This is a genomic window from Pseudomonas sp. GW821-FHT07B01, from assembly GCF_059419065.1.
Window position 1 is genome coordinate 1 of the sequence record NZ_JBWKRA010000019.1, and the last position, 12,287, is coordinate 12,287.

The following is a 12,287-nucleotide window of genomic DNA, read 5'->3' on the forward strand; positions in this document are numbered from 1 at the left end:
GCGGTGTGTCAGCCCCATTCATCTGGCTGGCCCACCGCTATCGCAGGCAAGCCAGCTCCCACATTGGTATTGTGGTGATTGTTATCGCTGTGTCAGCCAGGAGGAACCATGTCTACCGCTGTTCGCCTTGCCCAACCTTCCGATGCCGAAGGTATCAGCCACGTCATCCTGGCTGCGCTGCACAGCAGCAACGCACGTGATTACCCCGCGGATGTGATTGCGCGGGTTGCCAGCAACTTCACCCCCGACGCTGTGCTGGCATTGCTCCAGCGGCGGGTAGTGTTGGTGGCGACTCAGGATCAACTGATCGTCGCTACGGCCGCACTGGATGGCAATGTGGTGCGCTCGGTGTTCGTCAACCCGGCGCTGCAAGGGCAGGGCATTGGCCGATTGTTGATGATCGAGATCGAACTGCGCGCCCGTGAAGCCGGCGTGACGGTCTTGAGCGTGCCGTCCTCGCTGACGGCGCAAGCCTTCTACGCCAAGTTGGGTTTTCACAACGTGCGTGACGTGTACCACGGCAATGAGCGCACGTTGGTGATGGAAAAACGCTGTTGTCCCGCCACCCCATCGGGCCTTATCGCGACCGTCAACACCGTGCCCAGGTGATTGAGTTATGGCAGCAGGCGTTTGGCTATGACACCGCGCATAACCTGCCGAGCCTGGCGATTGATAAGAAACTGGCGGTCAACGACGGGTTGTTCTTCGTTGCCACCGACAACAAAGCCGTGATCGGTACCATTCTCGCCGGCTATGACGGGCATCGTGGCTGGTTGTATTCGGTGGCGGTGCATACCGACTATCGGCGCCATGGCCTGGGATCGTCGCTGGTGCGCTATGCCGAACAGGCGTTGACGGCGCTGGGTTGCATGAAGATCAACCTGCAGATCACCGGCGGCAATGACGTGGTGGTGGGGTTTTATGAGGCGTTAGGGTATGGGGTGGAGCCGAGGATCAGTATGGGCAAGAAGATTGGCGAGAATATTGCGCCACGCTCTTGAAGGTGCAGAAACCAGTGTGGGAGCTGGCTTGCCTGCGATAGCGGTGGGCCCTTGATCGTTCCCACGCTCTGCGTGGGAATGCCGCCTGGGATGCTCCGCGTCCCGCCGGACAACAGGTGACGCGGAGCGTCAGGGGATGCATTGCATTCCCACGCGGAGCGTGGGAACGATCATATGCTGACTGACAGATCGCTATCGCAGGCAAGCCAGCTCCCACAGGGTTTTGTGGTGTCGCTGGCTTTGTGGCTGTCAGACCTTGACGATCCAACCCGCTGGCGCTTCCACGTCACCGGTCTGCACACCGGTCAGCTCTTTGTAGAGCTTCTGGGTGATCGGGCCGACTTCGGTCTCGCTGTGGAACACATGCAGCTTGCCGTTGTACTGAATGCCGCCGATAGGCGAGATCACCGCAGCGGTACCGCAGGCGCCGGCTTCCTTGAATTGGTCCAGCTTGTCGATGAACACTTCGCCCTCGACCACTTCCAGGCCCAGGCGGGTCTGGGCCAGTTCGATCAGCGACAGGCGGGTGATGCCTGGCAATACCGAAGGCGACTTCGGCGTGATGAACTGGTTGTCGTGGGTGATCCCGAAGAAGTTGGCCGAGCCGACTTCTTCGATTTTCGAGTGGGTCATCGGGTCCAGGTAGATCGCGTCGGCGAAACCGGATTTCTTCGCTTCCGAGCCGGGCATCAGGCTGGCGGCGTAGTTGCCACCGACCTTGGCGGCACCGGTGCCTTGCGGCGCGGCGCGGTCGTAGCCGGAGATCTGGAAGTTGTGCGGCACCAGGCCGCCCTTGAAGTAGGCACCGACCGGGATGCAGAACACCGAGAAGATGAACTCCGGCGCGGTACGCACGCCGATGTTGTCACCGGTGCCGATCACGAACGGGCGCAGGTACAGCGCGCCGCCACTGCCGTACGGCGGGATGAAGCGCTCGTTGGCCTTGACCACTTGTTTGCAGGCGTCGATGAACGCGTCGGTCGGCACTTGTGGCATCAGCAGGCGGCCACAGCTGCGCTGCATGCGGGCGGCGTTCTGGTCCGGGCGGAACAGGTTGATCGAACCGTCCTTGCAACGGTAGGCCTTCAAGCCCTCGAAGCATTGCTGGCCATAATGCAGGGCAGTGGAGCCCTCGCTGATGTGCAGCACGTTGTCGTCGGTCAGGGTGCCAGCTTGCCATTCGCCGTTTTTCCAGACCTGGAGAAACCGCTTGTCGGTCTTGATGTAGTCAAAACCCAGCTTGTCCCAATTGATGCTCTCGTTACCCATGACACCCTCTATCTCTGGTCAAGTCGGATTTTTTTTCTGGATGGGCGCAACAATACTGCATTCTTGGCCGGTGTGGGAGCGGGGCGGCGGACCATTCAACCTCTGCATTGGCTGATCCACCGCTATCGCGGGCAAGCCCGGCTCCCACATTGGAATGCATTCCAAGTGTGGGAGCTGGCTTGCCTGCGATAGCCACGCCACGGTTTTACAGGTGCAACGCGTGCCCCAATGCCCGCAACGCCGCTTCCTGCACCGCTTCACCCAGGGTCGGATGGGCATGAATGGTGCCGGCCACATCCTCCAGGCGCGCGCCCATTTCCAGGCTCAGGCCAAACGCAGTGGAGAGTTCCGAAACCCCAGCCCCCACCGCTTGCCAGCCAACAATCAAGTGATTGTCACGTCGCGCCACCACCCGCACGAAGCCGGCTTTGGACTCCAGCGTCATGGCCCGGCCATTGGCGGCGAAGGGGAAGCTCGACACAATGCAATCCAGGCCGGCAGCCTTGGCCTCGTCCGGGGTCTTGCCGACCACCACCAGTTCCGGGTCGGTAAAGCACACTGCCGGAATTGCCGCCGGGTTGAATTCGCGGGCCTTGCCGCTGATCAGTTCGGCAACCATTTCGCCCTGGGCCATGGCCCGATGCGCCAGCATCGGCTCGCCGCTGAGGTCACCAATGGCGTACACGTTGCGCATGCTGGTCTGGCAGCGGCTGTCGATCTTGATCGCCGCGCCGTTCATGTCCAGGTTCAGCGCTTCGAGGTTCCAACCCTGGGTGTTGGGTTTGCGCCCCACGGCGACCAGCACCTGGTCGGTGTCCAGCGCCAAGATGTCGCCGTTGGGGGCGCGCACCTGCAGTTTGCCGTCGGCAAAGCCGGTGACGCTGTGTTCCAGGTACAGCTTCACGCCGAGTTTCTTCAGGGATTCAGCCACCGGCAGGGTCAGCTCGGCGTCGTAGGCCGGCAGGATGTGCGCCTGGGCCTCGACCACACTGACGTCGGCACCCAGCTTGCGATAGGCAATCCCCAGTTCCAGGCCGATATAACCACCGCCCACCACGATCAGGCGCCGGGGCACATGGGTCGGTGCCAGGGCTTCGGTGGAGGAGATAATCGGCCCGCCAATCGGCAGCATCGGCAGGTTGACGCTTGTCGAGCCGGTGGCCAGCAGCAGGTGTTCGCACTGGATGCGCTGCTCGCCCACCTCGACAGTCTTGCCGTCGATGACCTTGGCCCAGCCATGGATCACCTGCACCTTGTGCTTCTTCAACAGCGCGGCCACGCCGGTGGTCAGACGGTCGACGATGCCGTCTTTCCATTCCACGCTCTTGCGGATGTCCAGGGTCGGTACATCCACTTCAATGCCCAGTTGCGAGCCCTGGCTATGGTGCACGGTTTGCTGGAACTGCTCGGCCACATGGATCAGCGCCTTGGAGGGAATGCAGCCGATGTTCAGGCAGGTGCCGCCCAGTGCCTGGCCTTCCACCAGGATGGTGGGGATGCCCAGTTGGCCTGCGCGAATCGCCGCCACATAACCGCCGGGGCCGCCGCCGATAATCAGCAGCGTGGTATGCAATGTCTGAGTCATGCCCTTACTCCAGGAACAGGCTGGCGGGTTGTTCGAGCAGGCCGCGAATGGCCTGGATGAATTGCGCCGCGTCCATGCCATCGACCACGCGGTGATCGAAGGAGCTGGAGAGGTTCATCATCTTGCGCACCACGATCTGGCCCTTGATCACCATCGGCCGCTCAACGATGCGGTTGACGCCGACGATGGCCACTTCCGGCAGGTTCAGCACCGGCGTGCTGACAATGCCGCCCAAGGCGCCAAGGCTGGTCAGGGTGATGGTGGAACCGGACAGCTCATAGCGGCTGGCCTTGCCTGTGCGTGCGGCATTGGCCAAACGCACAATTTCTTCGGCAGTGCCCCACAGGCTGCGGGCTTCGGCGTGGCGCACCACCGGCACCATCAGGCCCACGTCGCTCTGGGTGGCGACGCCCACGTGCACGGCACCAAGGCGAGTGATGACCTGGGCTTCGTCGTCGTAACGCGCATTGATCTGCGGGAAGTCGCGCAAGGCTACCACCATGGCCCGCACGATAAACGGCAGCAAGGTCAGCTTGCCGCGTGTCGCGCCGTGCTTCTCGTTGAGGTGCACGCGCAACTCGTCGAGGGCGGTGACGTCGATTTCTTCCACGTAGCTGAAATGCGCGGCGCGCCGGGTGGCGTCCTGCATGCGCTGGGCGATCTTGCGGCGCATGCCGATCACCGGGATTTGGTGTTCGTCGTTGCGCTCGGCGTAAGGGTTGGCGACACTGGCGCCCGTTGCCGTGCCCTGGCGCAAGTAAGCCTCCAGGTCTTCATGCAGAATCCGGCCGGCAGGCCCTGTGCCCTGGACCAGGCGCAGTTGAATCCCGGCATCCAGCGCGTGTTTGCGCACGGCCGGCGAGGCCAACGGGCGTTCGCTGGCTTCACGGGCCACGGGCGCTTGCGGCGCTTTCACTGCTGCAGCGGGCTTGCTTTCTACCGGGGCCTGTACCGGTTTGGCTTCGGCCACAGGCGGCGCGGCCTTCGCCGGCTCGGCAACCACCGGTACATCCTTGGTATTGCCTGCACCTTCCACTTCAATGCTGATCAAAATACTGCCCACTGCCATGACCTCACCCGGCTCACCGCCGAGGGAAATCACTTTGCCGTGGACCGGCGAGGGAATATCCACCATCGCCTTGTCGGTCATCACATCCGCCAGCACCTGGTCTTCAACCACCAGGTCGCCGACCTTTACATGCCATACCGACAATTCAACTTCCGCGATGCCTTCGCCAATGTCCGGCATCTTGATAACGTGCGTGCCCATTCAGACCTCCATGACCCGTTTCAACGCCGCGCCCACTCGGGACGGCCCTGGGAAATACGCCCACTCCTGCGCGTGCGGGTAGGGAGTGTCCCAACCAGTGACGCGTTCGATCGGCGCTTCCAGGTGGTGGAAGCAATGCTCTTGCACCAGCGAGACCAACTCGGCACCAAAGCCGCAGGTGCGCGTGGCCTCATGCACCACCACGCAACGGCCGGTCTTTTTCACCGACTTGACGATGGTCTCCAGGTCCAGCGGCCACAGGCTGCGCAGGTCGATGACCTCGGCGTCGATGCCGGTTTCTTCAGCGGCGACTTGCGACACATACACGGTGGTGCCGTAGGTCAGCACGGTCACGGCCGAACCCGGACGCACGATGGCGGCCACGTCCAGCGGCACGGTGTAGTAACCGTCCGGCACCTGGGCTTGGGGGTGTTTGGACCACGGCGTTACCGGGCGGTCGTGGTGGCCATCGAAAGGGCCGTTATACAGGCGCTTGGGTTCGAGGAAGATCACCGGGTCATCGTTTTCGATGGAGGCGATCAGCAGGCCCTTGGCGTCATAGGGGTTGGACGGCATCACCGTGCGCAGGCCGCAGACCTGGGTGAACACCGCTTCGATACTCTGGCTGTGGGTCTGGCCGCCATAGATGCCGCCACCGCAGGGCATGCGCATGGTCAAGGGCGCAGTGAACTGGCCGGCCGAGCGATAACGCAGGCGTGCCGCTTCGGAAATGATCTGGTCGGTGGCGGGGTAGACGTAGTCGGCGAACTGGATTTCCGCTACCGGGCGCAGGCCGTAAGCGCCCATGCCCACGGCCACGCCGACGATGCCGCTTTCCGAGATGGGGGCGTCAAACACCCGCGAGCTGCCGTACTTGGTCTGCAAGCCTTCGGTGCAACGGAACACGCCGCCGAAGTAACCGACGTCCTGGCCGAACACCACCACGTTGTCGTCACGCTCAAGCATCACATCCATGGCCGAGCGCAGGGCCTGGATCATGGTCATGGTGGTGGTGGTCATGGCGGTTTCCAGTTCGATACTGTTGTTGTGGTCGTTCATGTCACACCCCCAGCTCTTGACGCTGGCGCTTCAAGTGCTCCGGCATCTCTTTATAGACATCCTCGAACATGGTCGCGGCGCTTGGAATCTGGCCACCGGCCAGGGTGCCGTACTGTTCGGCTTCCTTCTGCGCCTTGACCACTTCGGCTTCAAGTTCTGCACTGACCGCCGCATGTTCCTCTTCGGACCACTGGCCAATCTTGATCAGGTGCTGCTTGAGGCGCGCAATCGGGTCGCCCAGGGGGAAGTGGCTCCAGTCATCGGCGGGGCGATATTTGGATGGGTCATCGGAGGTGGAGTGTGGGCCGGCGCGGTAGGTGACCCACTCGATCAGGGTGGGCCCCAGGTTGCGGCGTGCACGCTCGGCAGCCCAGGCCGAGGCGGCGTACACGGCGATAAAGTCGTTGCCGTCCACGCGCAGGGAAGCGATGCCGCAACCCACGCCGCGTCCGGCGAAGGTGGTGGCTTCACCGCCAGCGATGGCCTGGAAGGTGGAGATCGCCCACTGGTTGTTGACCACGTTGAGGATCACCGGCGCGCGGTACACGTGGGCGAAGGTGAGGGCGGTGTGGAAGTCCGATTCAGCGGTGGCGCCGTCGCCGATCCAGGCCGAGGCGATCTTGGTATCGCCCTTGATCGCCGAGGCCATGCCCCAACCCACGCCCTGGACGAATTGGGTGGCGAGGTTGCCGGAAATAGTGAAGAAGCCCGCCTCCTTGACCGAATACATGATCGGCAACTGGCGGCCCTTGAGGGGGTCGCGCTCGTTGGACAGCAGTTGGCAGATCAGGTCCACCAGCGGCACGTCGCGGGCCATCAGGATGCTTTGCTGGCGATAGGTGGGGAAGCACATGTCGTCGATATTCAAGGCCAGGGCCTGGGCGCTGCCGATGGCTTCTTCGCCAAGGCTTTGCATGTAGAACGACATTTTTTTCTGACGCTGGGCGACCACCATGCGGTTGTCGAAAATGCGCGTCTTGAGCATGGCGCGCATGCCGCGGCGCATGATCTCGGTGGAGACACCTTCGGCCCACGGGCCCAGGGCCTGGCCCTGATCGTCGAGCACACGGATCAGGCCCTTGGCCAGGTCGGCGGTGTCGGCGGGCTCTACGTCGATGGCGGGTTTGCGTACCAGGCCGGCGTCGGTCAAACGCAGGTAGGTGAAGTCGGTCTTGCAGCCTGGGCGGCCCGAGGGTTCGGGAACGTGCAGGCGCAGCGGTGCATACGGCTGGGTCATGGCTTTCTACGCTCTATCTTGTGAATTTCTTGTAGTGGGCGCGCTAGCTGACAGTCAGTCTTCGGGTAGAAGAAATCTTGTCCTACAACAATCATAGGCGTGGCGTAGAAGAATATTTATCTGTGTTTCATTGCGCTCACGGTCATTTGCGGATAAAAAAACTGCATAAACATAATAAACAGGTGATTTTGTCTCATGCGCAAACTGGACCGTACCGATATCGGCATTCTCAACGCCCTGCAGGAGAATGCCCGGATCACCAATGCCGACCTGGCCCGCTCGGTCAACCTGTCGCCCACGCCGTGTTTCAACCGCGTCAAGGCGATGGAAGAACTGGGGCTGATTCGTGAGCAGGTCACGCTGCTGGATGCTGATTTGCTGGGGCTGCACGTCAATGTGTTCATCCATGTGAGCCTGGAAAAACAGAACGAGCTGGCGCTGCAGCAATTCGAAGGGGCGATCTCGGATCGGCCTGAGGTGATGGAGTGCTACCTGATGGCGGGAGATCCGGATTATTTGATCAGGGTGCTGGTGCCGACGATCCAGTCGCTGGAGCGCTTCATGATGGACTTTTTGACCAAGGTGCCGGGGGTGGCGAACATTCGCTCCAGCTTTGCCTTGAAGCAAGTGCGCTACAAAACCGCGCTGCCGTTGCCGGCCAACGGCATCAGCCTCGGCTCCTGATTCAACACGGGACAAAATGTGGGGCTTGCCTGTGTTGACGGCCTGCCAGCCGACGCCAACCTACCTGATACCCCACGATCCAACTGTGGGAGCTGGCTTGCCTGCGATGGCGGCCTGACAGCCGACGCCAATCTACCTGACACCCCCGCAGTCCAAATGTGGGAGCTGGCTTGCCTGTGATGGCGGCCTGCCAGCCGACGCCAACCTACCTGACACCCCCGCAGTCCAAATGTGGGAGCTGGCTTGCCTGCGATGACGGCCTCCCAGGCGACACATATCTACCTGGCACCCCCGCAATCCAACTGTGGGAGCGGGCTTGCTCGCGAAGGCGGCCTGGCAGGCGACACAGTTGGATTGTGTACATATCCATTCCTGCGGTAACGGCCACCTAGGGTTCCGCTTTTACAGCGGGTCACTTTTGGAAAAGAGCCCCAAAAGTAACCAAAAGGGCTCTTGCCCCACCACTCGGCACCTCGCCCAGGCTCGGTGTGCCCGTAATCCGCCAGTGATTTGGGGGGCCGCCGCCACGCGCCATCCATGGCGCGGGGCGGCTAAACCGGCATCCCTGCCGGTTTACCCCCCAAATCCCTGTCGAATTCCGGCCATCGTGGTTTAACGGGGCGCCTAAGATCAACAGCAGATCAAGATCAAGATCAAGAGCGGCTCGCTTCGCATCGTGGTTACCGTTTGCTGCGACAGCCTAAAAAGTTGTGTAGATACCTATGGCTATCGCAGTTCAAGCCAGCTCCCACAGGGGATCGGTGTTTCTAGAGTTGGTTGAGGGGGATTTTCAGGTACGTCACGCCGTTCTCTTCCGCCGGCGGCATATTCCCCGCTCGCACATTCACCTGGATCGCCGGCAGCAACAAGGTCGGCATTCCCAACCCGGCATCACGCTGGGTGCGCATCTCTACAAACGCCGCTTCATCCACGCCGTCATGCACATGGATATTGCCCGCCCGCTGTTCCGCCACGGTGGTCTGGCATTTGGCTTCTCGACCCTCGGGCGGGTAGTCATGACACACGTACAACTTGGTGTCCGAAGGGAACGCCAACAGCTTGCGCATCGACGCGTACAACTGCCGCGCATCGCCGCCGGGGAAGTCGCAGCGGGCGGTGCCGACGTCGGGCATGAACAGGGTGTCGCCCACCAGGATCAAGCGGCCATCGATCAAATAGGCCATGTCGGCGGGGGTGTGTCCGGGCACATGCAACGCCTGGGCCTTCAAGTTGCCGATATGAAAGACTTCATCCGGCGCAAACAGGTGATCGAACTGCGAGCCGTCCACGCGAAATTCCGGCTCGAGGTTGAACAGGTTTTTGAACACGCCCTGCACCTTGCTGATCGACTCGCCTATCGCGATCTTGCCGCCCAAGGTGCGACGCAGGTAGGGCGCGGCGGACAGGTGGTCGGCATGGGCGTGGGTTTCCAGCAGCCACTGCACGTGCAGGCCATGCTCGCGCACAAAGGCGATCACCTTGTCGGCTTGTGCCGTATCGGTGCGCCCCGAAGCCGGGTCGTAATTGAGCACCGAGTCGACGATGGCGCAGGGGCCGTCATCGGCTTCATAGACGATATAGGTGTAGGTCGACGATGCGTCATCCAGAAAGGCTTGAATCAACGCTGGCATGGCGGCTGTCTCTGCTGAAGAAAAAAGTGGTTACAATCAGTTTACGTTTACACATAATGTTTTGAGCTTAAGTGACATAAAGGACCCGAGGCAAATGGAATCTACGTTGAGTGAGGGCGAGGTCGCCCAGTTGCGTGCATCGGCGTCCAAGGCCTGTGCCTTGCTCAAGGCCCTGGCCAACGAAGATCGCTTGTTGATCCTGTGCCAGTTGACCCAGGGCGAGCGCAACGTCGGCGAGCTGGAAGCCCTGACCGGCGTACGCCAGCCCACCCTGTCACAACAGTTGGGCATCCTGCGCGATGAAGGGCTGGTCGCCACCCGTCGGGAAGGCAAATACATTTTCTACGGGCTGGCCAGCCACGAAGTGATTCAAGTGATGAAAACCCTGTCCGGGCTGTATTGCGGCGCGGTCATAAAAAGCTGGGCGTGACGCCATCCGGCAGCGACCCTTGTGTGCATTGACTCAAAAAGGCAGTAGACAATGACCGAACAACACTGGGGACCCACCATCAGTGGCGATATCGTAGTCATCGGCGGCGGCTCGGCAGGCATCGGCCTGCTGGCCAGCCTGCTCAAGCGCGACCCGCAGCTGAACATCACCCTCATCGAACCTAACGACTACCACTGCTACCAACCGGCCTGGACCCTGGTCGGCGGCGGCGCCTACGACCTGCACAAGACCCGCCGGCCCCTGGCCGATGTGCTGCCCAATGGCGTCAGCTGGGTGCAGGCCGCCGTCAGCGAAGTGCTGCCCGATGAAAATACGCTGGTGCTCGACAGCGGCCAGCGCGTCACCTGGAAGAACCTCATCGTCTGCCCCGGCCTGCGCCTGGCCTGGGAAAAAATCGAAGGCCTGCAGGACACCCTTGGCCAGCACGGTGTCACCTCCAACTACAGCTACGAGCACGCCGCGTATACCTGGCAGTTGGTGCAGCAACTCAAGGGTGGCAAGGCGTTGTTCACCCAGCCGGCGATGCCGATCAAATGTGCCGGCGCGCCGCAAAAAGCCCTGTACCTGTCCTGCGACCACTGGCTCAAGCAGGGCGACCTCAAACACATCGACGTCGAATTCAACCTGGCCGGTGCCGCGTTGTTCGGTGTGCCAACCTTTGTGCCGCCGCTGATGAAGTACGTCGAAAAATACAACGCCCGCCTGGCGTTCAATTCCAACCTGGTGAAAGTCGACGGCCCGGCGCGCAAAGCCTGGTTTGAAGTCAAAGACGCCGAAGGCAACGCGACGGTCGAAGAGAAAACCTTCGACATGCTCCACGTCGTACCGCCGCAGTTGTCCCCGGACTTTATCCGCCAGAGCCCGCTGGCCGATGCCGCCGGCTGGTGCGAAGTGAACCCCCACAGCCTGCAACACCTGCGCTACCCACATATCTTCGGCCTTGGGGATGTGTGCGGCACCACCAACGCCAAGACTGCTGCGGCGGTGCGCAAGCAAATCGTGGTGGTGGCGGAAAACCTGCTGGCCCTGCGCAAACAGGCGCCATTGCCGCTCAAATACGACGGCTACGGTTCCTGCCCACTGACGGTGGAAAAGGGCAAGGTGGTGCTGGCCGAGTTTGGCTACGGCGGCAAGTTGCTGCCGACCTTTCCCCTCGATCCCACGCAGGCACGCCGTTCGATGTGGTTCCTCAAGGCCACGCTGCTGCCGTGGTTCTACTGGAACGGCATGCTCAAGGGCCGTGAGTGGCTGACCCGCCTGAGCAAGGTGGACTGAATGCTGCTTGCCAGTCTGTTAGGGGTGTTGATGGGCCTGGTCATGGGCCTGACCGGCGCAGGCGGCGGCATCCTCGGGGTGCCGGCGTTGGTGCTGGGGCTGGGCTTGACCATGACCCAGGCAGCGCCGGTGTCATTGCTCGCGGTGGGCGCAGCGGCGGCGGTCGGGGCCATCGATGGTTTGCGCCATGGCCTGGTGCGTTACCGTGCGGCGTTACTGATCGCGTTGCTCGGCGCGCTGTTTTCGCCGTTGGGCGTGTTCGTCGCCCACCAACTCTCGGAACCGGTGCTGATGGGCCTGTTCAGCGCGCTGATGGTGCTGGTGGCCTGGCGCATGCTGCAACGGGAAAAGCGCGAGGCCGGGCCGAGTGACCATGGCTCGGCGTCGTGGGGCCAGAAGAACTGCATGCTCAACCAGCAGACTGGGCGCCTGGCCTGGACCGCCAAATGCAGCGCCACCCTGGCGGCGTTGGGAGCGGTGACCGGCGCCGTTTCAGGTTTGCTGGGCGTGGGCGGCGGCTTCCTGATCGTACCGGCGTTCAAGCAGCTCACCGATGTGCAGATGCGTGGCATCGTCGCCACGTCGTTGATGGTGGTCAGCCTGCTGTCGCTGATCGGCGTGGCCGGTGCGTTTCATGCGGGCGTGAGCATCGAGCCGGTGGGCTGGGTGTTTATTGGTGCGAGCGTCGTCGGCATGTTGGCGGGAAGGCGGTTGTGTTCGGTGATCCCCGCGCGGGTGTTGCAAGTGGGGTTTGCCAGCCTATGTGGGGTGGTGGCGATTGGCATGCTAACCAGCGCGTTGCTCTGACGCTGTACCCGTGCGCTG

Annotated in this window: 10 protein-coding genes and 1 pseudogene; 5 read left to right on the forward strand and 6 right to left on the reverse strand. The window is 62.1% G+C overall.

The genetic code is table 11. The features are described from left to right. The first annotated feature begins 108 nt into the window (after positions 1–108). Positions 109–1,001, forward strand: a pseudogene (locus AC07S6_RS19755) (GNAT family acetyltransferase). A gap of 249 nt (positions 1,002–1,250) precedes the next feature. On the opposite strand, the gene AC07S6_RS19760 reads toward AC07S6_RS19755, so the two are convergent. The 5 genes from AC07S6_RS19760 to AC07S6_RS19780 all read right to left on the reverse strand — a co-directional run bounded on the left by AC07S6_RS19760 (position 1,251) and on the right by AC07S6_RS19780 (position 7,421). Continuing rightward, positions 1,251–2,270 carry a branched-chain amino acid aminotransferase gene (locus AC07S6_RS19760; protein ID WP_003192309.1) on the reverse strand — a complete coding sequence of 340 codons (1,020 nt, stop codon included), beginning with the start codon at positions 2,268–2,270 and terminating at the stop codon, positions 1,251–1,253. 205 nt (positions 2,271–2,475) lie between these two features. Beyond that, entirely contained in the window at positions 2,476–3,855 is a 1,380-nt protein-coding gene (gene lpdA / locus AC07S6_RS19765; protein ID WP_038450611.1) for a dihydrolipoyl dehydrogenase, read from the reverse strand. 4 nt (positions 3,856–3,859) lie between these two features. Then, on the reverse strand, positions 3,860–5,125 hold the full coding sequence (locus tag AC07S6_RS19770) for a dihydrolipoamide acetyltransferase family protein (protein WP_495112852.1): 1,266 nt from the start codon (positions 5,123–5,125) through the stop codon (positions 3,860–3,862). Then, a complete protein-coding gene (locus tag AC07S6_RS19775; RefSeq protein WP_005789444.1) occupies positions 5,126–6,184 on the reverse strand; it encodes an alpha-ketoacid dehydrogenase subunit beta in 1,059 nt (352 codons plus the stop codon). Between the two features lies 1 nt (position 6,185). Continuing rightward, positions 6,186–7,421, reverse strand: coding sequence for a 3-methyl-2-oxobutanoate dehydrogenase (2-methylpropanoyl-transferring) subunit alpha (locus AC07S6_RS19780; protein ID WP_003192305.1), 1,236 nt, complete (start codon positions 7,419–7,421; stop codon positions 6,186–6,188). Between the two features lie 195 nt (positions 7,422–7,616). On the opposite strand from AC07S6_RS19780, the gene bkdR reads away from it, so the two are divergent. Further along, positions 7,617–8,105: a Bkd operon transcriptional regulator BkdR gene (bkdR, locus tag AC07S6_RS19785; protein ID WP_003174877.1), complete on the forward strand. Its 489-nt coding sequence runs from the start codon at positions 7,617–7,619 to the stop codon at positions 8,103–8,105. A 767-nt stretch (positions 8,106–8,872) separates the two neighbouring features. Here the strand turns inward: bkdR and AC07S6_RS19790 are convergent. Continuing rightward, positions 8,873–9,736, reverse strand: a complete 864-nt coding sequence (locus AC07S6_RS19790) for an MBL fold metallo-hydrolase (protein WP_495112853.1) — start codon at positions 9,734–9,736, stop codon at positions 8,873–8,875. 94 nt (positions 9,737–9,830) lie between these two features. Here AC07S6_RS19790 and AC07S6_RS19795 point away from each other — a divergent pair, with 94 nt between their 5' ends. From AC07S6_RS19795 to AC07S6_RS19805, 3 genes are read left to right on the forward strand one after another with little or no spacing between them, the layout of a single operon-like run. Further along, the gene (locus AC07S6_RS19795) at positions 9,831–10,166 is read left to right on the forward strand and encodes an ArsR/SmtB family transcription factor (protein ID WP_003174875.1); all 336 of its coding nucleotides are present in this window, start codon (positions 9,831–9,833) and stop codon (positions 10,164–10,166) included. 51 nt (positions 10,167–10,217) lie between these two features. Continuing rightward, on the forward strand, positions 10,218–11,462 hold the full coding sequence (locus AC07S6_RS19800; RefSeq protein ID WP_197881895.1) for an NAD(P)/FAD-dependent oxidoreductase: 1,245 nt from the start codon (positions 10,218–10,220) through the stop codon (positions 11,460–11,462). Then, the gene (locus tag AC07S6_RS19805; RefSeq protein WP_495112854.1) at positions 11,463–12,269 is read left to right on the forward strand and encodes a sulfite exporter TauE/SafE family protein; all 807 of its coding nucleotides are present in this window, start codon (positions 11,463–11,465) and stop codon (positions 12,267–12,269) included. It begins immediately after the preceding gene. The last annotated feature ends 18 nt before the right edge of the window (positions 12,270–12,287 follow it).